The organism is Janthinobacterium pasteuri (genome assembly GCF_051380775.1).
In the GTDB taxonomy this organism is placed as follows: domain Bacteria; phylum Pseudomonadota; class Gammaproteobacteria; order Burkholderiales; family Burkholderiaceae_D; genus Janthinobacterium.
Genome location: NZ_JBNYXS010000009.1, coordinates 108,990 through 131,582, shown reverse-complemented (window position 1 = coordinate 131,582; position 22,593 = coordinate 108,990). Strand labels below are relative to the sequence as shown.

Here is a 22,593-nt window from a genome sequence, read left to right as displayed (position 1 = left end):
GGTATAGAGAAAAGCAATTCCTCTGAAGCCGTTGGTTCATGCGGGCTGTAGGCTGGATTTCGATTCCGGCTCCGGCACCAGCGCACAGAATTCAGAAACATCAAAAAAGCCATTAAATCCAATACAATCAACGGGTTAGTGGCTTTTTTTACGTCCAGTCATTTCTCTTAGTCCAGATTAAACCCGACGATAACCAGTGGCGACTACGCCAAATTTACGCCATGATGACGCCTCAACGATAGGGATGCATGGCTTCATTCAGGAAACGGGTTGGCGGCTGGCGGGCGGAGATCGCCATCCTGGGCGCACGGGAACCTTGCCAGAAACCCGAATTGATCAGCGCTTCCCTAGCGTCGCTCCTGATGCTTCTTGCGCATTTGTACCACGTCCATCAATGAGACATATTTTGCTGGTGTAGTGCCTAATGCTAATTTAAACATCGTGATAAAGCTCGTCACAGCCACATACCCAAGTTCTCCTGCGACCTGTTGAACGCTTTTGCCTTCAGCCAATAAATTCAGCGCCACCATCAGATGGAGCTGTCGACGCCATTTTCCGAAAGACATTCCGGTTTTCTTAAACAACTGACGAGCAAGTGTACGTTCGCTCATCCCTGCAAAACTTGACCATTGCCCAATCGTTCGTCTGTCAGCAGGATCCCGGATTAAGGCTTTGGCTATGCGTTGCAATCGCGAGTCGCTTGGTATTGGGAAATGTGTATTCACCTTGGGCATAGCACCAAGCTCTTCAAGCAGTAATTGAGCGAAGAGATCTTTGCTACGCGTACTGCGGTCACTGCGACCTGCACAGAGCTCAATGATCATTTCTCGAAGCATGGCCGTGATACGGAACGTGCAGCAATCGTCTGGAAGCGGGGCTGCTGAAGGCGCGATGAACAGGAAATAACCTCGGGCATTGGCAGAGGCGCGACTCGCGTGATGGAGGCCGGCCGGAATCCAGAGCGCGCATTGTGGTGGCACTATCCAATGGCTATCGCCCACCTCGCAAGAAACGACGCCTTCCAAAGACATCACCAGTTGTCCTTGATCATGACGATGAGCCTTGGCTGCCGCCAGTCCCTCACTCAGGGCAGTAAAGCCTATCCCAGTGACGCTTTCTGCTGACTGCGCGTGAGGCGCAGACAGATGCTGTGACATTTTGACCTTTTTTACAGATAATTTGACCTGAATTATAAATCCTGCCATGTCTGATGCAAGTAAAATCTTCCGCAGACCCGAGATGGCTATCACGCCATCCCATTCTTGAATTTTTTCGGAGGAAGCATGAGTAGTAATTCGATCACGGCACGCATGATTAGCCCAGAGGGTGGCCATCATGTTTTGCACCCGACTGGCGCGCACATGAGCATCAAGGTGTTTGCAAGCGAGACAGGGGGAGTCTATTCGCTGATGGAGACGGTGCTCCCCCCTGGAGGAGTCGTGCCGAAGCATATCCACAAGGAAGAGGATGAGAATAACTTCATTCTGGAAGGGCAACTCACCATGCACATTGGCGAGGCTGTCTACTTGGCTGTACCAGGTAGCTATGTCGTCGCGCCGAGGGGCGTCGAACAGTACTTCAAGAACGAGAGTGACAGCGATTGTCGCTTTCTTACCACCTTTACTCCTGGAGGAGCAGAAGGTTTCTTTAAGGACGCAGGTGAATTGATACGCAGTATTGCGCCGGAAAAACCCACGCCGGAGCAACTGAGCCAGCTCCAGGAAAAGTACGGCCTGCGCTACTTATGATGCCAGGAAAGTACTCTCTTTAACTATCGCACGCAGCGTCGGCAAGAGTACATCAAGCCGGCCTGCGATGATGTCTGGCGGCCGAGCCGCTGGCTTGATGGCGGAAAACTCAGGCCTGTGAGACAGCCCGGAACCTTTGGTTTGTGCACGCTAGTGGCGCACTTCGGCGCCCAGCGGGGAGCGCGCCAATCATCGCTCGCAGAATGCCCGGCAGTGCCGACATTTTTGCAACATCCCCCATCGCCCCGTCCCTCTGCCGCGACTACCTACTGATACAATACTAACAATCAAGTAATCGTTCGAAATGTGTGCCTCAAGGCTCCCGCAACCGTCTGTGTACCGCCAAGCCCAGCCTATGCGCTCCCTTTTCGACCACGAGATCCTCAAACAGCTGCACAGCGGTGACCGCTCACGCGTTTACCGCGCCAGGGCTACCGATGGCACCACGCTGATCGTCAAGAAACCCAATCAGCAGTTCCCTTCCTTCCAGCAACTGGCACAATTCAAGCGCGAGTATGCAATCGCGCGCCGCTGCCGCCATCCTGGCGTGGTACGTCCGCTTGCACTGCAGCGGCACGGAGGATGTTGGACGATGATCCAGGAAGATGCCGGTGGCCAGGCGCTCGACCAGATTCTGCGCACGCAGGTGGCGGCGCGCAGCACGCCGGCACAGCCCGCGTTGGCGCTGGACGATTTTTTCGACATCGCGCTGCAGCTGTGCGCGGCGCTGGAAGAGGTGCATCGTCATGGCGTGATCCACAAGGACATCAATCCATCCAATCTGGTGTGGAATGCCGATCGACGTCTGCTGCAGCTGATCGATTTCGGCATTGCCTGTGAACTGCCCTACGAAAGCCATGGCATCGTCAATCTCCAGTCACTGGAAGGTACGCTGCGCTACATGGCGCCGGAACAGACCGGGCGCATGAATCGGCGCGTCGACTGGCGTGCCGATTTCTATGCGCTCGGCGCCACCTTGTACGAACTGCTGGTCGGTCAGGCGCCATTCGAGGCGGGCGACGAGATGGAACTCGTGCATTGCCACATTGCCCTCAGTCCCGACTGGTCGCACCCGGCGCTCGCAGGTTTGCCTGGTCATCTGCTGCCGATCATCCAGCGCCTGCTGGAAAAAAATGCCGATCAACGCTACCAGAGCTTGCAAGGACTGCGCAGCGACCTCGAAGCATGCCGCGCAGACAAGCCGGCGCAGGCGCTCAAGCTGTCCGACCATAACGGCCGCTTCCTTGTACCACAAACGCTGCATGGGCGCGAGGATGCCATCGCCATGCTGCTGGCGGCATTTGAGCGCAGTGCGGCCGGCACCTGCGAAATGCTGCTGGTGGCGGGCCACTCGGGCATAGGCAAGTCGGCGGTCGTCAACGAGGTGCAGAAACCGATCATCGCCCGGCGCGGCTGTTTCCTGTCTGGCAAGTTTGACCAGCTCCAGCGCGACGTACCCTATGCCTCGCTGATCCAGGCCTTCCAGGGGCTGGTGCACCAGTTGCTGGGCCAGCCCGAAGAATCGCTGCGGCAATGGGCCGGAAAACTGCACGACGCCCTGGGCAGCGGCATCGGCGTGCTGGTCGAACTGATTCCCCAGCTGGCGTTGATCGTCGGCCCCACCGAGGCGATACCCGCGTTGGCGCCGGCACAGGCCCAGCTCCGCCTGGACAGGCTTTTCCCCCGCTTCGTCGAAGTCTTCGCCTGCGCCGGGCATCCGCTGGTGCTGTTCCTGGACGACCTGCAATGGGCCGATGCGGCCACGCTGCGGATGATCGAACTGCTCATGCTCTCCTGTGACAAGTGCTGCCTGCTGTTCATCGGCGCGTACCGCGACAACGAAGTGGGCACCACGCATCCACTCATCGCGCTGCACGACAAGCTGCGCGCGCGCGAGGTGCGCCTGTCCACGCTGTTACTGGGTCCCCTAAGCGAGCAGCAGGTTGCGCAAATGGTGTCGGCCACCGTGCGCGTGGCGGCACCTGACTGCGCCCCCCTGACCCGCATTTGTTACCGCAAGACGGCCGGCAATCCATTTTTCCTCAGCCAGTTCCTGGCCTCGCTCAATGAGACGGGCCATTTGCGCTACCGGGCCGTCGACGATTGCTGGGACTGGGACCTGCCCGCGATACAACAGGTCAAATATACCGACAACGTGGTCGAGGTACTGCTGGAGAAAATCCGCCGTCTGCCCACGGCAACGCAGCACCTGCTGCAACTGGCCGCCTCCAGCGGCAACCGCTTCACGCTCGACACCCTTTCGCTGGCAGTGGACCGCGCGCCCTGGCACACGCAGCAAGCCTTGTGGCCGGCGCTCCATGCAGGACTGATCCAGCCGCTCGACGAACGCTATAAATACCTCAACGGCGACACCCGCGCCGGCCAAAGTGGCGTCAGTTACCGATTCCTGCACGACCGCGTGCAGCAGGCAGCCTACCTGATCGCTGATGCCGGTACCCGCGCGGCCAGCCATCTTCGCATCGGCCGCCTGCTCTTGCGGCATGCGACGCCGGAGCGTCAGGATGGCGCACTGTTTGAAATCGTTGAACAGCTCAACGCCGGTCGCGTGCTGATCGACGATGCCGGCGAGCGCGTGCATCTGGCGACGCTCAATCTGCAAGCCGGCGTCAAGGCACGACGTTCTGCCGCATTCCAGGCCACGCTGGAGCACATGCGCATTGGTCTGGGCCTGCTGCCGGCCGAAGCATGGAGCGTCCAGGCCGAACTCTGGCTCGACCTGCAGCTCGGCGCGGCCGAAGCGGCTTACCTGTGCGGGCAGTTCGATGCCGCCGAGGCGATCTATCCGCTGGTGCGCGCCCGCAGCTTGAACCCGCTGCTGCAGGTACGCTGCATTGCCATCCAGGCCCACCAGTATCAATTGCAGGGCCGCCTGCTCGACGCCATCGCCGTGCAGCGCGAAGGCCTGGCGCAATTGAACATCGCCATTCCGCACGATGTCGCGCACATGAAGGCGCACTTCGACGATATCCTCGCCGACATCGGGCGGCAGCCTGGCGCGCAGGCGCCCGACACCCTGCTGGCGGCCGGCGACATGGGCGAGCCGGACGCGGTGGCCGCGATGCAGATGATGCAGGGCCTGTGGATGGCCAGCTATTACGCCGGCCAGCAGGACCTCAGCGCGCTGATGGTGGTATCGATGACGCGGCTGTCCATGCAGCGGGGGAACAGCGATTTCAGCGCCGTCGCCTATGTCGGCTACGCGATGATGCTGGCGCTGTACGGCGGCGACGTCGCGCGCGGCTACGACTTCGGCGCGATGGCGATGGCAATGGCCAGGCGGCGTGCCAATCTGCAGACGCGCACACTCACGGGCCTGATGTTCGGTGCGCTCATCAGCCACTGGACGCAGCCCCTGCGCAGCTCCGATGCCCTGTACGAAGAAGCCTTTGGCTGGGCACTGGAAATTGCCGATTTCGTGCAGGTTGGCGTGGTGGTGGCCGTGCGCGCCACCGAGCGGGTGATCCTCGGCGACTACCTGCCGCATCTGATGCACGACATCGAGCACGACCTGGCGCTGATGCGCGCCAACGGCCAGCAGGCGATGGCCGACTGTTGCGTCGCCGCGGCGATCCAGCCGATCAAATGCCTGATGGGCCTCCTGCCCCGTCACGACAGCTACGATGATGCGACGTTCAGCGAGGCGCGCTTCCTCGAACACTATGGCGACTCGCAACTATACCGCGCCTACTATTTGCAAGGGAAAATCCGCAACGCCTACCTGTTCGACGGCGCCGACGCCGAGCTGCTGGCCAGCCAGCTCGGCATCGTCACCCAGATCATGCGCGGCCAGGCCAAGGTCGCCGAATCAAGCTTCTACGCCGCGCTGATTTTGATCCGCGCCTTGCGGCGCGACCCGGAGCGCTCAGATGCAAACGCTGTGCTTGCCGTGATCGACGCGCTGCAGGCCAGCCTCACAGAGTGGGCCAGGCAAGGCTCGGACAATAGCGCAGCCAAGCATCTGCTGGTGATGGCTGAAATGGCACGCTACCGGGACAATCTGCAGCTGGCCACGCGCCATTACCGGCAGGCGATCGACGCTGCCGGCCTGGCTGGCTACGTCAACGTGCAAGCGCTGGGCAATGAACTGTGCGGCGAATACTGGTGCGAACAGGGTCACGCGCGCGTGGCCGCCATATTCATCCAGGACGCCATCGCGCACTACGGCCAGTGGGGCGCAGAGGGCAAAGTGGAGCAACTGCGGGCACGACACGCTGCGCTGCTGCCGAGGCTGGATGGCCGCGCCACACTGTCGCATGTGGGCCTCAACACGCACGGCAGTTCCGCGCTCGACCTGGTGTCGCTGCTGAAAGCGGCGCAGATCCTGTCGAACGAGGTCGGCTTGCGCAATGTCCTGACGCGCCTGATTTCCATCGTGTGCGAAAACGCTGGCGGGCAGGTAGCGCGCCTGCTGCTGCTGTCCGAGGGCAGCTACCAGCTGGAAGCAGATATCGATGGCGATGTCACCACCGTCCTGCAAGCGCGGCGGCTCGACCTGAACGCCGCCAGCGACCCGCAGTTCCCGCTGTCGCTGCTGCGCTATGTGATTCGCACTGGCGCGGAGGTGATCGAAGACAGTATCACAGGCGTCTCGCGCTTTGCCGCCGACCCGTACGTGCAGCTGCAGCGGCCGCGTGCCGTCATGTGCCTGCCGATACGGCACGGCGGTCAGATCGAGGGCATCCTGTACTTCGAGAACCGGCTCGCCGAAGCCTCGTTCACGCAGGAGCGCGTCGCGTTCCTGCGCATGCTAGGTGTACAGGCAATGATCTCGATCTCCAGCGCCAGGCTGCATGACAGCCTTGAGCAGCGCGTTGCAGAACGCACCGAACAGCTGGAAGACGCCAACCGAAAATTGGCAACCCTGTCCATCACCGATGGCCTGACCGGCCTGGCGAACCGGCGCCATTTCGACGATGTGCTGCGCACCGAATGTGCACGTGCCACGCGCGTCGGCCAGCCGCTTGCCGTCATCATGCTCGATGTCGACTACTTCAAGCGCTTCAATGACCGCTACGGCCATCAGGCAGGTGACGCATGCCTGATCCGTGTCGCGCACGCGCTGGCGACCGGCATGCGGCGCGCGGGCGACCTGACGGCGCGCTACGGCGGCGAAGAGTTTTCGATCGTGTTGCCGAACACTGGCGCGGACGAAGCGTGCCAGATCGGCGAAGCGCTGCGGTGCGCCATCGAAGAACTGGGCATCCCACATGAAAGTGCGGATGCGCTGCAAGTGACGATCAGCGTCGGCATCGCGATCCATTCGGCACCGGGTGCAGCCGATCCGGATGCCCTGCTGCGCCTGGCCGATGCCGCGCTGTACCACGCCAAGGATGCAGGGCGCAATTGCGCGGTGCTCAAGGTGTTGCCCGATGGCTGATCAGCATGCGGCGCGCGGCGCATCCTCAATCGCTGCCATGACTGTGCATGGTGCCCCCCCCTTCGCACCGATTTCAGGCGCGCCGCTTGGTCCATGCACTAAAAGAGGACGCCAGCGCCGTCAACGTCGCGTCCGTACCTCCTTGACGGCAGCGGCAGCGTCCGCCGCCAGTTCACCGATATCCTTGTCGCGGCGCCGGTCGAACCAGCGCACGCTGGCACTCACCAGCCACCACGCCGGCAAACCGACGAGCGCCATCAGCGGTGCGGCAATGAACAGGAAACCCGTGGCCGGATCACAGCCATACAGCGCCGCCACCGTTTGCGCACTGTCAAACAAGCCGGGCCACCACGCCAGCACCGCCGACACCAGGACGGGACCGGCAAAGGTGGCAATGATGATGCTGGAACAAATACGGATGAGCGCCTCCTTGCAATTGCGTGGCCACATGACCATGAAGCTGAGCAAGGTGGCAAAAAAGGCGGCCAGCAAGGGGACGCCCAGCAGCTTGATCCAGGCAGCCCCTGCGGCGGTGATATCGATATGCATGATGTGCTTTCAGTTGCGGAAAAAAAGAACTGCGCTTGGCAGCTTGCTGTCATTCATTTGGGAGGGCGGCTTGCCGCCCTAAACTTGTGCCGGGCCAAACAGCGCCGCCACCAGCGGATCGCGGTGCGCCGTGCCGCGTGGCCAATTGGCCGTGCGACGCACCTGCGGCGGTAGTTCGGCCCAGCCATCGACCTGCTCATCCTGTTCGCCCAGCGCGTACAGGGCGGGCCGCTGGCGTCCCGGCTCCGTAAGGTGGCGCTGCGCCAGGTGGATCTGTCCCATGCCGCACATGTGCCGCAAATAGCGGCTCATGGTGCCCGCATCGAGTCCCAGCAAGGCGGACAATTGCGCCGCGCTGGCCTGGCCCTGCTCGCGAATGTACTGCGCGATGCGGGCGATATGCAGCTGCGACTTCTTGCTGCGTCCCTGTAACTGGCGCCCCTGCCGTGGCGCCGCCCTGCTTTCCACCCACTGACTGCTGTTCAACATCTGCCTGATCTCCCATGGTGCTGCCCGCCGGCAGACGCTGTAGTGCGTTTGCGACAGGCAACGAGTGGACTTTATCAATCGCTAATGTTAAAGTCAAGCATTTGGTAATTTATCAAACGGTAAATTTCAGGTTTAATGTGGAGATGAATATGTATCAATACAGACGCGACCGCCTGCTGGCCCTGATCCGCGAGCACTACGACAACACGCGCAAGAAAATTTCCGATGTCAGCGGCTGGAGCGAGGCGCGCATCTCGCAAATCCTCTCACCCACGTACCGCGAGGGACGCGCTTTCAGTGAAAAAATCGCGCGCAAGCTGGAAGCGGACTTGCAGTTGGACAGCATGTACTTCGACCAGGGTGCGGCGCCCGACCAGGCGGCGCTGGCGGCACGTGCGCTGGGTGACGCGCGGCCGGTGGTGGTGGTCGATGGCGAAGATGCGCGCTTTTACCCGATCCGCAAGGTCAAGTTGCGCCTCTCGGCCGGCATCACGGGTTTTGCGATCGAGCCGGAAACGCACGACGGCAGCACCATCAGCGTGCCGCGCAGCTGGGTCGAGCGCAATGGCTACTATCCTGAAAAACTGGTGGCTATCAAGGTCAAGGGCGAGAGCATGGAGCCGGCCCTGTACGAGGACGACGTGGTGATCATCAATACAGCCGACAAGCGGCCGGCCGACGGCATCGTGTTTGCCATCAATTACGAAGGCGAAGCCGTGGTCAAGCGCATGGCGCGCGATATCGGCGAATGGTGGCTGACCTCGGACAACCCGGACCAGCGCAAATACCACCGCAAGCTGTGCCGCGGCAATGAATGCCTGATCGTGGGCAGGGTCGTGCGCAAGGAAAGCGACCGGATTTGAGAACGAAATTTACCGATTGATAAACTTCGTTCTCGCCACGCCGCTTAAGCCAGCGCTGCCTGGATCTGCTGCAGCGATGCCGGATCGTCCATCGACGTCAGGTCGCCCGGGCTGCGCCCTTCACAGATGGCCTGGATCGAGCGGCGCAGCAGCTTGCCCGAGCGCGTCTTCGGCAACTGCGCTACGAACAGCACGCGCGCGGGCCGCGCCACGGCGCCCAGTTGGCGGTCGACCACGGCCATCACTTCGCGTTCCAGCGCCGCTTTCGCGTCCAAGCTGTCGAAACCCTGCGGGTCCTTCAGGATCACGAAGGCCATCGCCACCTGGCCTTTGAGCTTGTCTTCCACGCCCACCACCGCCACTTCCGACACGTTCGGATGGCTGGTGATACTTTCCTCGATTTCGCGCGTGCCCAGACGGTGGCCGGCCACGTTGATCACGTCATCGGTGCGGCCCAGGATGAAGTAATAGCCGTCCGCGTCGCGCACGCCCCAGTCGAAGGTGGAATACACTTGCCGGCCGCTGAAGGTGGACCAGTAGGTGTCGACGAAACGCTCGTCATCGCCGTACACGGTCTGCATGCAGCCCGGTGGCAGCGGGCCTTCCAGCACCAGCACGCCCTTCTCGTTGGTGCCGCATTCCTCGCCCGTCGCTTCGTTGAGCAGCTTGACCTGGTAGCCGTACATGGCCAGGCCCGGGCTGCCCAGGCGCGTCGGCGTATCGGCCACGCCTTTCGCCACCGACAAAATCGGCCAGCCCGTCTCCGTCTGCCAGTAGTTGTCGATGATGTCTACTTTGAGTTCATCGGCGATCCATTGCGAGGTGGTTTCATCAAGCGGCTCACCCGCCAGGTACAGCGCCTTCAGGGAAGACAGGTCGTGCTTGCGCATCAGTTCCACAGGATGCTTGCGCAGCACGCGGATCGCCGTGGGCGCCGAAAACATGCGCGTGACCTTGTATTTTTCAACGATGCTCCACCAGATGCCCGCATCGGGACAGACCGGCAAACCCTCGTACAGGATGGTGGCCATGCCGGCGATCAGCGGGCCATACACGATGTAGGAATGGCCCACCACCCAGCCGATATCCGAGGTGGCAAAGAAGGTTTCACCGGGCTTGCCGCAGAAGTTGTACTGCATCGACGACGCCAGCGCCACTGCATAGCCGCCCACGTCGCGCTGCACGCCCTTCGGCTTACCCGTCGTGCCCGAGGTGTACAGCACATACGACGGCTCGTTCGATTCGAGCCAGGTGACGGGCACCTGCGCGTCCAGGTGCTGCTCGCGCAGGGTCGCGTAATCGACGTCGCGGCCCGGCGTCAGTTCCATTGGCACCAGATGACGGTCGACCAGCAGCACTTGCTGCGGCTTGTGCGCGGCAATGCGGATGGCTTCGTCAAGCAGCGGCTTGTAGGCGATCGCCTTGCCATTGCGCGAACCGGCATCGGCGGAAAACACCAGTTTGGGCTGTGCATCGTCGATGCGGCTGGCCAGGCTGTTGGCGGCAAAGCCGCCGAACACCACGGAATGCACGGCGCCGATGCGGGCGCACGCGAGCATGGCGAAGGCCGCCTCGGCGATCATCGGCATGTAGATCAGGACGCGGTCGCCCTTGACGACGCCCAACGACTGCAGGATGGCGGCGCAGCGCTCCACTTCGCGCTGCAGCTCGCGAAAACTGTAGGTGTGCTCGGTATTGGTCTCGGTGGAAATGGCGATCAGCGCGGCGGCATCGCCCTGGCTGTCCACCCAGCGGTCAACGGCGTTGTGGCACAAATTGGTGGTGCCGCCGACGAACCATTTGGCGAACGGCGGACGCGAATAATCGAGCACTTGCGAAAACGGGGTATGCCAGTCGATCTTGTCCGCTTCTTCGCGCCAAAAAGCGTCTGGCGTGTCGATCGAGCGTTGATAAAATGCTGCGAAATTCATATCTCCTCCGGTATGCGTGCAATCTGTATCGGGCCTGGGCGAACTGGCCTGGCCACCACTTTATGTGTGTGGCCTGTGTGCCATCTACCTACCATCTGCCTGCGTATTTCTTCCTAAAACGCGTCGCCGGGAATGCGCACAGCCCCTTCCATCAGCACGCGCGCGCTGCGGCTCATGATGGCCTTGGTGACGCTCCATTGGCCATCGAGCAGCGCCGCTTCCGCGCCCACCATCAGGGTGCCGGACGGATGGCCGAAGCGCACGTTATTGCGTGGCCCGCCGCCCGCCGCCAGATTGACCAGAGTGCCGGGAATGGCTGCCGCCGTGCCGATGGCGACCGCCGCCGTGCCCATCATGGCGTGGTGCAGCTTGCCCATGGACATGGCGCGCACCAGCAAGTCGATCTCGCCCGCTTCCACCTGTTTGCCGCTGGACGAGACATAGCTGGCCGGCTTGGCGACAAAGGCCACCTTCGGCGTGTGCTGGCGCTTCGCCGCTTCATCCAGGTGGGAAATCAACCCCATGCGCAGCGCGCCGTGCGCGCGAATGGTTTCGAAGCGGGCCAGCGCGGCCGGGTCGCCATTGATGGCGTCCTGCAGTTCCGTGCCCGTGTAGCCGATGGCGTCCGCGTCGACAAAAATCGTCGGGATGCCGGCGTTGATCAGGGTGACTTTCAAGGTGCCGATGCCGGGTACGTCGAGGTCATCGACGAGGTTGCCTGTAGGGAACATGGCACCACCGCCGCCCTCTTCCTCGGCTGCCGGGTCGATGAATTCCAGCTTTACTTCGGCGGCCGGAAAGGTCACGCCATCGAGCTCGAAGTCGCCCGTTTCCTGCACTTCGCCATGCGTCATGGGGACGTGGGCGATGATGGTCTTGCCGATATTGGCTTGCCAGATGCGCACCGTGGCCACGCCGTTCTGCGGCACGCGCGCAGCATCCACCAGCCCACTGGCAATGGCGAACGAGCCGACGGCCGCCGACAGGTTGCCGCAATTGCCGCTCCAGTCGACGAAGGGCTTGTCGATGGAAACCTGGCCGAACAGGTAATCGACGTCATGCTCCGGCTTGGCGCTTTTTGCCAGGATCACCGTCTTGCTGGTGCTGGAGGTGGCGCCGCCCATGCCGTCGATCTGCTTGCCATAAGGGTCGGGACTACCGATCACGCGCAGCAGCAAGGCATCGCGCGCCGCGCCAGGCACTTGCGCGCTGGTGGGCAAATCCTGCAGGCGGAAGAACACGCCCTTGCTGGTGCCGCCGCGCATGTAGGTGGCGGGGATTTTGATTTGGGGTACGTGGGTCATGAGATTTCCTGAAAAGCCGGGCGGCGCGCGCTTGCGCGCCACCCGGTGAATGACGAACTGCTTACGCTGCCTTGGACGACTCGAGGAAATCCTGGGCGAAGCGCTGCAAGACGCCACCGGCCTCGTAAATCGACACCTCTTCCGCCGTATCGAGGCGGCAGGTGACGGGCACGTCGAGCGTTTCGCCGTTCTTGCGATGGATGAGCAAGGTCAACGTGGAGCGCGGCATGCGCTCGCCCACGACGTCGTAGGTTTCGCTGCCATCGAGACCGAGGGTCTTGCGGTTCACGCCAGGCAAAAATTCCAGCGGCAAGACGCCCATGCCCACCAGGTTGGTGCGGTGGATGCGCTCGAAACCTTCGGCCACGATGGCTTCCACGCCGGCCAGGCGCACGCCCTTGGCGGCCCAGTCGCGCGAGGAACCCTGGCCATAGTCGGCGCCGGCGATGATGATCAAGGGCTGCTTGCGCTCCATGTACACCTCGATGGCTTCCCACATGCGCGAGATGGTGCCTTCCGGCTCGATGCGCGTGAGCGAACCGGCCTTCACCTTGCCATCTTCGATCACCATCTCGTTCTTCAGGGTCGGATTGGCAAAGGTCGCGCGCTGCGCCGTCAAATGGTCGCCCCGGTGCGTGGCGTAGGAATTGAAGTCTTCCTCGGGCAAGCCCATCTTCGCCAGATACTCGCCAGCCGCGCTATCGAGCATGATGGCGTTCGATGGCGACAAATGATCGGTCGTGATGTTGTCACCGAGGACGGCCAGCGGACGCATGCCTTTCAAGGGGCGTGCGCCAGCCAGCGCGCCTTCCCAGTACGGCGGACGGCGGATATACGTGGTATTCGGTCGCCAGTCGTACAGCGGGCTGACTTTGATGCCGTCGTCCGCCTGCGCGGCAAACATGGGGATATACACCTTGCGGAACTGCTCCGGCTTGACGCTGGACGCGACGATGGCGTCGATTTCCTCGTCCGATGGCCAGATATCCTTCAACTGGATAGGCTTACCGTCCGGGGCGATGCCCAGCACATCCTTTTCGATGTCGAAGCGGATGGTGCCGGCAATCGCGTAGGCCACCACCAGCGGCGGCGAGGCGAGGAAAGCCTGTTTCGCGTACGGGTGGATGCGGCCGTCAAAGTTGCGGTTGCCCGACAGGACAGCCGTGGCGTACAGGTCGCGCGACACCACTTCTTCCTGGATGACAGGATCGAGCGCGCCCGACATGCCGTTGCATGATGTGCAGGCAAATGCCACCACGCCGAAGCCCAGTGTTTCGAGCTCGGTCATCAGGCCCGCTTCCTGCAAATACAGTTCCACGGTTTTCGAGCCTGGTGCCAGCGAGGATTTCACCCACGGTTTACGCGTCAGGCCCAGGCGATTCGCATTACGCGCGATCAAACCGGCAGCGATCATGTTGCGCGGGTTGTTCGTATTCGTGCAGCTGGTGATGGCCGCGATGATGACGGCACCATCGGGCATCTTGCCCGGCTCATTTTCCACCACGCCGGAAATCCCCCGCGCAGCCAGTTCCGACGTCGGCACGCGGTTGTGCGGATTCGATGGCCCGGCGATATTGCGCACGACGGACGACAGGTCAAACGTCAGCACGCGCTCGTACTGCGCGTCGACCAGGCTGTCGGCCCACAAGCCCGTTTCTTTGGCATACAGCTCGACCAGTTTCACCAGCTCATCGTCGCGGCCCGTCAGTTTCAGGTACTTGATGGTTTGCGCATCGATGTAGAACATGGCGGCCGTGGCACCAAATTCCGGCGCCATGTTGGAAATCGTGGCACGGTCGCCCAGGGTCAGGTGCGATGCTCCCTCGCCAAAGAATTCCAGGTAGGACGAGACGACCTTCTGCTTGCGCAGAAACTCCGTCAGCGCCAGCACGGTATCGGTGGCCGTGATGCCCGGCTGCGGTTTGCCCGTCAGCTTGACGCCGATGATGTCGGGCAGGCGCATCCACGAGGCGCGGCCCAGCATCACGCTTTCCGCTTCCAGGCCACCCACACCGATGGCGATCACGCCCAGCGCGTCGACCATGGGCGTGTGCGAATCCGTGCCGACCAGGGTGTCGGGATAGGCCACGCCATTTTGCACCTGGATCACGGGCGACATGCGCTCCAGATTGATCTGGTGCAGGATGCCGTTACCTGGCGGAATCACATCGACGTTCTTGAACGCTTTCTTTGTCCAGTCGATGAAGTCGAAACGGTCTTCGTTGCGGCGGTCTTCGATGGCGCGGTTCTTGGCGAAGGCATCGGGATCGAAACCGCCGCATTCGACGGCCAGCGAATGGTCGACCACCAGCTGCGTCGGCACGACAGGATTGACCAGGGCCGGGTCGCCGCCCTGGGCTGCGATGGCGTCGCGCAAGCCGGCCAGGTCGACCAGGGCCGTCTGGCCCAGGATGTCATGGCAAACGACGCGGGCGGGGAACCATGGAAAATCGAGGTCGCGGCGGCGTTCGATGAACTGGCTCAGCGAAGCGTTCAAGGTGGCCGGATCGCAGCGGCGCACCAGGTTTTCGGCCAGCACGCGCGAGGTATAGGGCAAGGTGGCGTAGGCGCCTGGCTGGATCGCATCGACGGCGGCGCGCGTGTCGAAGTAGTCTAGCTGGGCTCCCGGCAAGGGCTTGCGATGCAGGGTGTTCATATTAGAGGTCATTATTTGCGGTCCTTGATCGGCACGAATTCCAGGTCTTCCGGGCCTACGTAATTGGCGCTCGGGCGGATGATCTTGTTGTCGATGCGCTGCTCGATGATGTGGGCAGCCCAGCCCGAAGTGCGCGAAATGACGAACAGCGGCGTAAACATCGCCGTCGGCACCCCCATCATGTGGTAGGACACGGCCGAGAACCAGTCCAGGTTCGGGAACATGTTCTTGATTTCCCACATGACCGATTCAAGGCGCTCGGCGATGTCGAACATTTTCGTGGAACCGGCTTCCTGCGACAGCGAGCGGGCCACTTCCTTGATGACTTTATTGCGCGGGTCGGAAATCGTGTAGACGGGGTGGCCGAAGCCGATCACCACTTCCTTGTTGGCCACGCGCTCGCGGATGTCCGCTTCCGCTTCATCGGCATTGTCGTAGCGTTTCTGGATATCCAGCGCCACTTCATTCGCGCCGCCGTGTTTCGGGCCGCGCAGCGCGCCGATGGCGCCCGTGATGGCCGAATGGATGTCGGAACCCGTGCCGGCGATGACGCGGCTGGTGAAGGTCGAAGCGTTGAATTCGTGTTCCGCGTACAGGATCAAGGAGGTGTGCATGGCTTTTTCCCACGATGCGGACGGTTTTTCGCCGTGCAGCAGGTGCAGGAAGTGGCCGCCGATCGAGTCGTCGTCCGTTTCCACTTCGATGCGCTTGCCGTTATGGCTGTAGTGGTACCAGTACAGCAGCATGGAGCCGAACGACGCCATCAGGCGGTCGGCGATATCGCGCGCACCAGGCGCGTTATGGTCGTCTTTTTCCGGCAAGGTGCAGCCCAGCACGGACACGCCCGTGCGCATCACGTCCATCGGGTGGGCGGCGGCCGGCAGCGCTTCCAGGGCCGACTTGACTGCCGACGGCAGGCCGCGCAGGGATTTCAGCTTGGCCTTGTAGCCTTTCAGTTCTGCGGCGGTCGGCAGCTTGCCGTGCACCAGCAGATAGGCGATTTCCTCGAATTCGCAGCTGTCGGCCACGTCCAGGATGTCATAGCCGCGGTAGTGCAAATCGTTGCCGGTCTTGCCGACCGAGCACAGCGCCGTGTTGCCGGCGGTAACGCCAGACAGGGCGACGGATTTTTTAGGCTTGAAAGTAGCGACTTGCGGTGCGGTCATTGTGTTCTCCAGATTGAATAGTCTCGGGTGCGTCACTGCGGGACCGCCATGCGGTCCCCGCTTCTTTACTTATTTCTTTTGCGCGGCGAACAGCGCGTCCAGTTTTTGTTCAAAATCATGATAGTTGATCGATTCATACAGCTCCATGCGCGTCTGCATGGTATCGACGACATTCTTTTGCGTGCCGTCGCGGCGCAGCGCACGGTAGACGTTGTCGGCCGACTTGTTCATGGCGCGGAAGGCCGATAGCGGATACAGGGCCAGGCCCACGTGGGCGCTGCGCAATTCGTCCAGCGTGAACAGCGGCGTGGCACCGAATTCCGTGATGTTGGCCAGGATAGGCACATTGACGGCCTTGGCGAACGTGGCATACATCTCCAGGTCCGTGATCGCTTCCGGGAAGATCATGTCGGCGCCCGCCTCGACGCAGGCGACGGCGCGTTCCAGTGCCGCTTCCAGGCCATCGACGGCCAGCGCATCGGTGCGCGCCATGATGACGAAGTTGGGGTCCGTGCGCGCATCGACGGCGGCCTTGATGCGATCAACCATTTCTTCCTTGCTCACGATTTCCTTGCCCGGACGGTGGCCGCAGCGCTTGGCGCCCACCTGGTCTTCGATGTGCAGGCCGGCAGCGCCGAACTTGATCATCGATTTCACGGTACGCGCCACGTTGAAGGCGGACGAACCGAAGCCCGTGTCGGCATCGACCAGCAGCGGCAGGTCGCACACGTCGGTGATGCGACGGATATCGGTCAGCACGTCGTCCAGGCTGGAAATGCCCAGGTCGGGCAAGCCCAGCGAGCCGGCCGCGACACCGCCGCCGGACAAATAAATGGCTTTATAACCGGCGCGCTTGGCCAGCAAGGCGTGGTTGGCATTGATGGCGCCGACGACTTGCAACGGTGATTCTTCCTGGACGGCCTTGCGGAACGCTGCGCCTGCGGAGTATTGAGTCATGTGTTCACCTTATGGGTTTCGGATGGTCCCGAATGTTTCACGGAGTGGCTATGAGTACCAGTATTGCAAATGCCGTGCCAGGGCCGCGCGGCGCTGCGAAAAACACCTGACGGCAGAGTGAAAACAGGAGCTAAGACGCCCACCAGGGATGTCCCGCCAGGCAACAGCGACATCACGTTTGCCGTCAAAAACGTTTCAAGTCTGTTTCATCCACTCCATTTTGAAACATTTTTTGAAACATGCAACAAGCAGCAAGACGCAACAATAAAAACAGCCGGCGGGCGCCGGCTGATGTATACAACTGATACAACTGAAACTACAAGACCACACTAGGCCAGACGCACCAGCGGATTGGCAATGATGTTGTCGATCTGGCGCACGGCCTCTTCGCAGGCGGCGGCAATGGCGCCATCCTCGTCGTCGCGCACGAATTGCATGGTCGAGCCTTCAAACACTTCCAGGCCTTCTGCGGTGGCGCGTTCGATGTCGCAACTGGCCGACCATTTGCCATCGGTGGTGGGCACGGCCAGGGGAACGATTTCCCAGCCTTTATAGTGAATTTTAGAATTGTTTTCCATGCGGTGCCTCCTTCGTGACTGACTCAATAGTGGAAATCGTAGCATGAAGCGCGGCCGCTAGCGACGTGTTTCAGGTGCCAGCGCGCGGTCAGGCTGACTTTCCGGCTAAACGATTTACGCTGGCTCAAGGGCGCAGCAGATTATCGACTTCCGTCCTGGCCACTTCCAGGCCGGCCGTGCAAGCCGTTTCAGGTGCCGCATAGCCGCCCAGGGTGCGGCTGCGTGTAATCGCTTGCACCGCGCTCTCGCCCTCGCGTTGCAGGCGGTAGGTAAAATCCCATAAATCGTCGTTGTCTTTTTGCGCGGTCACCGAAATCGTAAAACCGCGGTACTGTTCGCTGCGTGCAGTGATATCGTTCATGAATTCCTCCTTGTAAGAATGAGGTTAGCACGCGGCAAGGCACAGGGTGCGCACGGTAGTCGCGTGCCTGGCCTGCCTGCTTATCTGTTTTCCGCATATTAAATATGAGTTCGCAGCATTTTTTTAGCCTGCTCTGGCGATATAATGCCCTTCCTTGCCCGTCCCCTGCCGCCGCGATGACTCCACAAATCCAAGCTTTCTTCGACCCCGCCACCGCCACCGTCACCTACGTCGTGTACGAAGCGGATGGCCAGGACTGTGCCATCATCGATTCCGTGCTCGACTACGATCCGAAGGCGGGCCGCACCTCGACCGCGTCGGCCGACACGGTGATCGCCTTCGTGCGCGAACACGGCTTGCAGTGCCGCTGGCTGCTGGAAACCCATGCGCACGCCGATCATCTGTCCGCCGCGCCCTACCTGCAGCAGCAGCTGGGCGGCGACGTGGCCATCGGCGCCGCCATCCAGACAGTGCAGCAAGCCTTCGCCGCGGTCTACCACCAGGATGGCGCCCGGGCCGACGGCTCGCAGTTCGACCAGCTGTTCGCGCCCGACCAGGTGTTTCATATTGGCGCACTGGAAGTGCGCGCCCTGCACGTGCCCGGCCACACGCCAGCCGACCTGGCTTACCAGATCGGCGACGCCGTCTTCGTGGGCGACACCCTGTTCATGCCGGACGTGGGTTCGGCCCGCTGCGACTTTCCAGGCGGCTCCGCGTCCCTGCTGTACCGCTCCGCACAGCGCCTGCTGTCGCTGCCGCCGCAAACCCGGCTGTTCATGTGCCATGACTACCCACCCAACGGCCGCGCGCCGCGCTGGGAAGTGACGGTGGCCGAACAGCGCGCCAGCAACATCCACTTGCGCGACGGCATTACGGAAGAACAGTTCGTGGCCATGCGCACGGGCCGCGACGCCACACTGGACATGCCGACATTGATCCTGCCCGCCATCCAGGTCAACATCAACGCGGGCAAGCTGCCCGAGCCGGAAGACAACGGCGTGCGCTACCTCAAAATACCGCTGAACGCGATCTGATTTTCCCCGGCACTCCCCGCCCCTCGCACCGCCTTTCTTGACCCCACGCAAGTTCCACCTCAGGCAATCGGCATACAGTGCAGATTGCCTGAGTTCACTTTGGCGCCGCCTTTTCCTGCTTAACGCTGACGGAGCGCCCGCATGTCGCCCGACCCTACGCTCGATACCAATTGCATCCTGCTCGCCGAAGCCGAAGGCACGACCTTGTTCAGCCATGCGTTGCTCCAGGCCGTCACGCGAATGCCGCGTCCCGGCATCATCATCTTTGTGCACGGCGTCAATTCCGACGGCGAATGGTATGAGCAGGCCGAACAAGGCCTGTGTGACGGCCTGAATGCGCGCCTGAAACGCCGCGATGAGGACCTGGTGATACCTGGCCCGGCCGGCGGGCAGATGAAGACCCGCGTTCACTGGTCGCCGAGTACTCGATCGAAAAGGGCATGCGGACCAGCAAAGGCATCGGGCGCAAGATACTGACCTTTTTGTTCGCGCCCATCGTCATCATTCTCGCCAAGACTGCCGGCACGCGCATCAATGCCCTGCCACCCAAGTCCTGGCGGCTGCCGATGAAGGCGCCCAAGCTGCCTGAGGCATTCCCGCCGCACTCGAAGCGCTTTGCCGACATCAGCGATCAGTTTGATGAAGGCTGCGATGCCCTGGCCGACTCCCTGCACAAGGACCGCGCCGCCATGTTTGCGCTATAGACGGCCTGCGCCGTGAAGCCTGCGCAGAAAGAAGACGATCTCCCGAAAATCACGGCCCATGCTCCTTTCCGGGCACAAGTCGTGGGCCTGCAGTGGCTCAATCCACTGCAGCGGCTCGACTATCCGACCGAGTGGCAACTGCTATGGACGGTGGGATTGGCCAAGCCCAACAAAAATGACGATATGGTCAGGACAGATCCCAGGGGGTTCAGCACCTTGCAGGCAGTCGCCCCCATGGCTCACGATCTCGATGGCACGGAAACGTTCAAGGGCTATCACTATAAATATGTGCACAAATTAACCAGCCTATTTCATGACATTTACTACTCCAGCCCCACCTACTTTTATCGGGTCTATCCCAAGGATCAAAAACAGAACTGGCGCGAACTGGCAGGCATCCGCGTCGAATATGCCCTTCCTGCGGGCAAGTTGGACCCAGAAGAGGCAAGAAACACTACGCGCGAACGCATCACCGATACCTTCAACATCGGCAACCCCCGCTCCCCCACCCTCTGGACCCGCGCCACGCCACCCGACGTGCGCATCACCCTGGGTGGCAACAATGCGGGCTTCGTCTCCCTGCAAGCGGCGCTGGCCTACCTGGAAGTGCATCCGCAGCAAACCGTGTGGGTCATGAACTGGGATGCGCCGAGCCGGCCGAAAACCATGCAGATCAATAAAAACCTGGTGCTGCTGGTGCTGGCCGGCCCTGATTACAAGACGGAGCGGGCGGCGCTGGCGTGGATAGGCTAGCCGGCCACGAAAAGCGTGGCGGACTTTGAACTGGCCAAGGACAAGCCGCCGCGCGCCGTGCAGGCGTGGCAGGCGGTATTTGCCGAGGCGGCGCGCCATGGCGGCAAGACGGAAGCCGATATTGGCTACGTCATCCACGACGACAACAAGACCTTGCCCACCTCCTCCGACCGGCTGGGTCAGCTGGCGCAGGCGCTGACCCTGGAAGTGCCGGACTTCGACTTCCTGCCACAGACCTTCAATACGCCAGCCCTGCTGGGCGAAATGGGCGCCGGCACGGCGCTGACCAACGTGGCCCTGGGCATCGCCCATGCGAACCACGTCGGCAAGAGCGTGCTGGTGGCCGGCACCAGCGATCCTGACAGCGTCACGGGCGTGCTGGTCTTGCCGCCGGCCACCGTGCGGCCCATCAATCACGACAAAGCGTGGTGCCGCGCGCGCGGCGAAAACAATGCCTACTTGCCGTGGTGGGGCATCCGCCACGATGCGGCCGATACTATGCAGGGCTATTCGCAGTGAGGAGGCGAGCTCCCCCTTACTCCGATTGCTCCGGCGCGCGCCCGATCTCGCCGTCGATATTGGCCAGGAACCAGGCCAGCGACGACATCAGCGCCACGTTGCGCTTCAGGTTATCCGGGTCGACCTTGTCCAGCGTGTCGGCCGGCGTGTGGTGGTAGTGGAAGTAGCTGTGGCTGTCGACCAGCGGCTCGAAGCTGGGCACGCCGCCCGTTTCCAGGCGGTGCAAATCGCCCGTGCCCAACGCGTCGCGGCGCGTGAACGCGTGCGCACCGATCGGTTGCAAGGCGGCGCGCAACGGGGCGAACAATTTTTCCGACTTCGGCCCCACGCTGGCCAGGATGCCGAACGGACGGCCGGCGCCGCTGTCCATCTCGATGGCTGCATATTGTTTACCGAGCGCCTGCTTGTGGGCGTCGAAATAGGCCTGGCCGCCACGGCCGCCATTTTCCTCGTTCATCCAGGCGATCACGCGGATGGTGCGGCGCGGGCGGTAATCGAGCTTTTTCAGGGTTTCCACCACGCCCATGGCCGCCACCACGCCGGCGCCGTCGTCATGCGCGCCCGTCGCCAGGTCCCAGGAATCGAGGTGGCCCGAGACCACCACCACTTCGTCAGCCTTGTCCGTGCCCGGCCAGTCGGCGATGACGTTGTAGCTGTCCGCTTCCGGCAAGTTTTGCGGCGTCAGTGTCAGGTGCATTTTCATCGGCCCGCGCGCGGCCAGACGGCCGATCAGCAAGGCGTCTTCCACCGTGACGGCGGCGGCGGGAATGCGTTTATTGTCATCGAGTCCCGTGGCGCCCGCGTGCGGGATGCGGAAGTTCGCGCCGCCGATCGAGCGCACCAGCGCGGCAGCCGCGCCCAGGTCCGCAGCAGCCTTGGGGCCATTGAAACGGAAGCGCGAACCCTGGCCGTAAGTCACGCCGGCCAGGCCCCGTTCGGCCATCTCCTGGTCGAACGGCGTGTCGATCAGCACGATGGCGCCCTTCACTTGCGCCGCACGCGCCTTGAGCTCCTCGAAGCTTTTGACAATGATGAGGGGCGCCGTAAGGCCGGTGGCCGCAGTGGCGCCCGAGCCGCCCAGGGCGGTGAGCACCACGCGCTGCGACACGCCCTGCGGACGGCCCGGGTAGTCGACGATTTCGGCCGTTTCCACGCCGCGCACCCAGTGCGGCACTTTCACGGGCTGCAAGGTGACTGTGGCGCCCAACTGGCGCATGGCCTCGGCCACCTGCTGCACGGCGGCGGCCGCGCCGGCGGAGCCGGACAGGCGCGGGCCGATCAAATCCGTCATGTCGGCCAGGCGCGCATACGCCCAGTCGCTTTGCAGCGCCGTGTCGCGCACCTGCGCCAGCGCTTGCGGCGTATTGCCTGGCGCGGCGGCCGAGGCGCCGGCGCTGGCGGTGCAGCCAAGGGCGATGGCAATGGCGATGGACAAAGACGAACGGCGCAGTGGAGCGCCAGTCAAAATGGTATGCATGTGATGTCAGTTCCAGTCAACAAGGTCGAAGCGGATACGCCGTGGCAAGGAGGCAAGGCGCGGCTTTCTACGATAGCGTATTTATTCTGTCATTGCAGCAACTTTT

Annotated in this window: 19 protein-coding genes; 8 read left to right on the top strand and 11 right to left on the bottom strand. The window is 62.1% G+C overall.

The window, feature by feature from the left end:
• Nucleotides 1-347: 347 nt before the first annotated feature.
• Entirely contained in the window at nucleotides 348-1,337 is a 990-nt protein-coding gene (locus ACQ4WN_RS11895) for an AraC family transcriptional regulator (protein WP_436551722.1), read from the bottom strand.
• 24 nt (nucleotides 1,338-1,361) lie between these two features.
• Between ACQ4WN_RS11895 and ACQ4WN_RS11890 the strand changes: the two genes are divergently transcribed.
• Both ACQ4WN_RS11890 and ACQ4WN_RS11885 read left to right on the top strand, forming a co-directional pair.
• Nucleotides 1,362-1,748, top strand: a complete 387-nt coding sequence (locus tag ACQ4WN_RS11890; RefSeq protein ID WP_436551721.1) for a cupin domain-containing protein — start codon at nucleotides 1,362-1,364, stop codon at nucleotides 1,746-1,748.
• Nucleotides 1,749-2,103: 355 nt separating this feature from the next.
• The gene (locus ACQ4WN_RS11885) at nucleotides 2,104-7,146 is read left to right on the top strand and encodes a diguanylate cyclase domain-containing protein (RefSeq protein WP_436551720.1); all 5,043 of its coding nucleotides are present in this window, start codon (nucleotides 2,104-2,106) and stop codon (nucleotides 7,144-7,146) included.
• A gap of 120 nt (nucleotides 7,147-7,266) precedes the next feature.
• On the opposite strand, the gene ACQ4WN_RS11880 is transcribed toward ACQ4WN_RS11885, so the two are convergent.
• Nucleotides 7,267-7,695, bottom strand: coding sequence for a hypothetical protein (locus tag ACQ4WN_RS11880; protein WP_071076698.1), 429 nt, complete (start codon nucleotides 7,693-7,695; stop codon nucleotides 7,267-7,269).
• A gap of 78 nt (nucleotides 7,696-7,773) precedes the next feature.
• Nucleotides 7,774-8,184 carry a FeoC-like transcriptional regulator gene (locus tag ACQ4WN_RS11875; RefSeq protein WP_436551719.1) on the bottom strand — a complete coding sequence of 137 codons (411 nt, stop codon included), beginning with the start codon at nucleotides 8,182-8,184 and terminating at the stop codon, nucleotides 7,774-7,776.
• A gap of 149 nt (nucleotides 8,185-8,333) precedes the next feature.
• Here ACQ4WN_RS11875 and ACQ4WN_RS11870 point away from each other — a divergent pair, with 149 nt between their 5' ends.
• The gene (locus tag ACQ4WN_RS11870) at nucleotides 8,334-9,047 is read left to right on the top strand and encodes a S24 family peptidase (protein ID WP_436551718.1); all 714 of its coding nucleotides are present in this window, start codon (nucleotides 8,334-8,336) and stop codon (nucleotides 9,045-9,047) included.
• 44 nt (nucleotides 9,048-9,091) lie between these two features.
• On the opposite strand, the gene ACQ4WN_RS11865 is transcribed toward ACQ4WN_RS11870, so the two are convergent.
• The 7 genes from ACQ4WN_RS11865 to ACQ4WN_RS11835 all read right to left on the bottom strand — a co-directional run bounded on the left by ACQ4WN_RS11865 (nucleotide 9,092) and on the right by ACQ4WN_RS11835 (nucleotide 18,000).
• Nucleotides 9,092-10,978, bottom strand: a complete 1,887-nt coding sequence (locus tag ACQ4WN_RS11865) for a propionate--CoA ligase (RefSeq protein WP_436551717.1) — start codon at nucleotides 10,976-10,978, stop codon at nucleotides 9,092-9,094.
• Nucleotides 10,979-11,091: 113 nt separating this feature from the next.
• Complete coding sequence (gene prpF, locus ACQ4WN_RS11860; RefSeq protein WP_436551716.1) at nucleotides 11,092-12,282, bottom strand: 2-methylaconitate cis-trans isomerase PrpF; 1,191 nt, start codon at nucleotides 12,280-12,282, stop codon at nucleotides 11,092-11,094.
• 61 nt (nucleotides 12,283-12,343) lie between these two features.
• Nucleotides 12,344-14,938 (bottom strand): Fe/S-dependent 2-methylisocitrate dehydratase AcnD, encoded by a 2,595-nt coding sequence (acnD, locus tag ACQ4WN_RS11855; protein WP_436551715.1) that lies wholly within the window; start codon nucleotides 14,936-14,938, stop codon nucleotides 12,344-12,346.
• Between the two features lie 11 nt (nucleotides 14,939-14,949).
• Nucleotides 14,950-16,104, bottom strand: a complete 1,155-nt coding sequence (gene prpC / locus ACQ4WN_RS11850; protein ID WP_071076692.1) for a bifunctional 2-methylcitrate synthase/citrate synthase — start codon at nucleotides 16,102-16,104, stop codon at nucleotides 14,950-14,952.
• 69 nt (nucleotides 16,105-16,173) lie between these two features.
• Nucleotides 16,174-17,061 carry a methylisocitrate lyase gene (gene prpB / locus ACQ4WN_RS11845; RefSeq protein WP_436551714.1) on the bottom strand — a complete coding sequence of 296 codons (888 nt, stop codon included), beginning with the start codon at nucleotides 17,059-17,061 and terminating at the stop codon, nucleotides 16,174-16,176.
• Nucleotides 17,062-17,390: 329 nt separating this feature from the next.
• The gene (locus ACQ4WN_RS11840) at nucleotides 17,391-17,639 is read right to left on the bottom strand and encodes a hypothetical protein (RefSeq protein ID WP_436551713.1); all 249 of its coding nucleotides are present in this window, start codon (nucleotides 17,637-17,639) and stop codon (nucleotides 17,391-17,393) included.
• 124 nt (nucleotides 17,640-17,763) lie between these two features.
• Nucleotides 17,764-18,000 carry a hypothetical protein gene (locus tag ACQ4WN_RS11835; protein WP_436551712.1) on the bottom strand — a complete coding sequence of 79 codons (237 nt, stop codon included), beginning with the start codon at nucleotides 17,998-18,000 and terminating at the stop codon, nucleotides 17,764-17,766.
• A gap of 176 nt (nucleotides 18,001-18,176) precedes the next feature.
• On the opposite strand from ACQ4WN_RS11835, the gene ACQ4WN_RS11830 reads away from it, so the two are divergent.
• From ACQ4WN_RS11830 to ACQ4WN_RS11810, 5 genes are all read left to right on the top strand, one after another.
• Nucleotides 18,177-19,034, top strand: coding sequence for an MBL fold metallo-hydrolase (locus tag ACQ4WN_RS11830; RefSeq protein WP_436551711.1), 858 nt, complete (start codon nucleotides 18,177-18,179; stop codon nucleotides 19,032-19,034).
• Between the two features lie 141 nt (nucleotides 19,035-19,175).
• Nucleotides 19,176-19,511, top strand: coding sequence for a T6SS effector phospholipase Tle3 domain-containing protein (locus ACQ4WN_RS11825; RefSeq protein ID WP_436551710.1), 336 nt, complete (start codon nucleotides 19,176-19,178; stop codon nucleotides 19,509-19,511).
• A complete protein-coding gene (locus ACQ4WN_RS11820; RefSeq protein ID WP_436551709.1) occupies nucleotides 19,475-19,738 on the top strand; it encodes a hypothetical protein in 264 nt (87 codons plus the stop codon). Before ACQ4WN_RS11825 ends, ACQ4WN_RS11820 begins: the two co-directional genes overlap by 37 nt.
• Nucleotides 19,739-19,750: 12 nt before the next feature.
• Nucleotides 19,751-20,491, top strand: coding sequence for a hypothetical protein (locus tag ACQ4WN_RS11815; RefSeq protein ID WP_436551708.1), 741 nt, complete (start codon nucleotides 19,751-19,753; stop codon nucleotides 20,489-20,491).
• A gap of 15 nt (nucleotides 20,492-20,506) precedes the next feature.
• Nucleotides 20,507-21,010 (top strand): hypothetical protein, encoded by a 504-nt coding sequence (locus tag ACQ4WN_RS11810; RefSeq protein WP_436551707.1) that lies wholly within the window; start codon nucleotides 20,507-20,509, stop codon nucleotides 21,008-21,010.
• Between the two features lie 16 nt (nucleotides 21,011-21,026).
• Here the strand turns inward: ACQ4WN_RS11810 and ACQ4WN_RS11805 are convergent, their stop codons facing one another.
• Nucleotides 21,027-22,487 carry a M20/M25/M40 family metallo-hydrolase gene (locus ACQ4WN_RS11805; protein ID WP_436551706.1) on the bottom strand — a complete coding sequence of 487 codons (1,461 nt, stop codon included), beginning with the start codon at nucleotides 22,485-22,487 and terminating at the stop codon, nucleotides 21,027-21,029.
• Nucleotides 22,488-22,593: the final 106 nt, after the last annotated feature.

What these genes read in the sequence shown, in the direction of transcription:
- ACQ4WN_RS11895 (WP_436551722.1), bottom strand. Translation starts at nt 1,337, where the DNA reads ATGATGGCCACCCTCTGGGCTAATCATGCGTGCCGTGATCGAATTACT.
- ACQ4WN_RS11890 (WP_436551721.1), top strand. Translation starts at nt 1,362, where the DNA reads ATGAGCATCAAGGTGTTTGCAAGCGAGACAGGGGGAGTCTATTCGCTG.
- ACQ4WN_RS11885 (WP_436551720.1), top strand. Translation starts at nt 2,104, where the DNA reads ATGCGCTCCCTTTTCGACCACGAGATCCTCAAACAGCTGCACAGCGGT.
- ACQ4WN_RS11880 (WP_071076698.1), bottom strand. Translation starts at nt 7,695, where the DNA reads ATGCATATCGATATCACCGCCGCAGGGGCTGCCTGGATCAAGCTGCTG.
- ACQ4WN_RS11875 (WP_436551719.1), bottom strand. Translation starts at nt 8,184, where the DNA reads ATGTTGAACAGCAGTCAGTGGGTGGAAAGCAGGGCGGCGCCACGGCAG.
- ACQ4WN_RS11870 (WP_436551718.1), top strand. Translation starts at nt 8,334, where the DNA reads ATGTATCAATACAGACGCGACCGCCTGCTGGCCCTGATCCGCGAGCAC.
- ACQ4WN_RS11865 (WP_436551717.1), bottom strand. Translation starts at nt 10,978, where the DNA reads ATGAATTTCGCAGCATTTTATCAACGCTCGATCGACACGCCAGACGCT.
- prpF (WP_436551716.1), bottom strand. Translation starts at nt 12,282, where the DNA reads ATGACCCACGTACCCCAAATCAAAATCCCCGCCACCTACATGCGCGGC.
- acnD (WP_436551715.1), bottom strand. Translation starts at nt 14,938, where the DNA reads ATGAACACCCTGCATCGCAAGCCCTTGCCGGGAGCCCAGCTAGACTAC.
- prpC (WP_071076692.1), bottom strand. Translation starts at nt 16,104, where the DNA reads ATGACCGCACCGCAAGTCGCTACTTTCAAGCCTAAAAAATCCGTCGCC.
- prpB (WP_436551714.1), bottom strand. Translation starts at nt 17,061, where the DNA reads ATGACTCAATACTCCGCAGGCGCAGCGTTCCGCAAGGCCGTCCAGGAA.
- ACQ4WN_RS11840 (WP_436551713.1), bottom strand. Translation starts at nt 17,639, where the DNA reads ATGGAAAACAATTCTAAAATTCACTATAAAGGCTGGGAAATCGTTCCC.
- ACQ4WN_RS11835 (WP_436551712.1), bottom strand. Translation starts at nt 18,000, where the DNA reads ATGAACGATATCACTGCACGCAGCGAACAGTACCGCGGTTTTACGATT.
- ACQ4WN_RS11830 (WP_436551711.1), top strand. Translation starts at nt 18,177, where the DNA reads ATGACTCCACAAATCCAAGCTTTCTTCGACCCCGCCACCGCCACCGTC.
- ACQ4WN_RS11825 (WP_436551710.1), top strand. Translation starts at nt 19,176, where the DNA reads ATGTCGCCCGACCCTACGCTCGATACCAATTGCATCCTGCTCGCCGAA.
- ACQ4WN_RS11820 (WP_436551709.1), top strand. Translation starts at nt 19,475, where the DNA reads ATGCGGACCAGCAAAGGCATCGGGCGCAAGATACTGACCTTTTTGTTC.
- ACQ4WN_RS11805 (WP_436551706.1), bottom strand. Translation starts at nt 22,487, where the DNA reads ATGCATACCATTTTGACTGGCGCTCCACTGCGCCGTTCGTCTTTGTCC.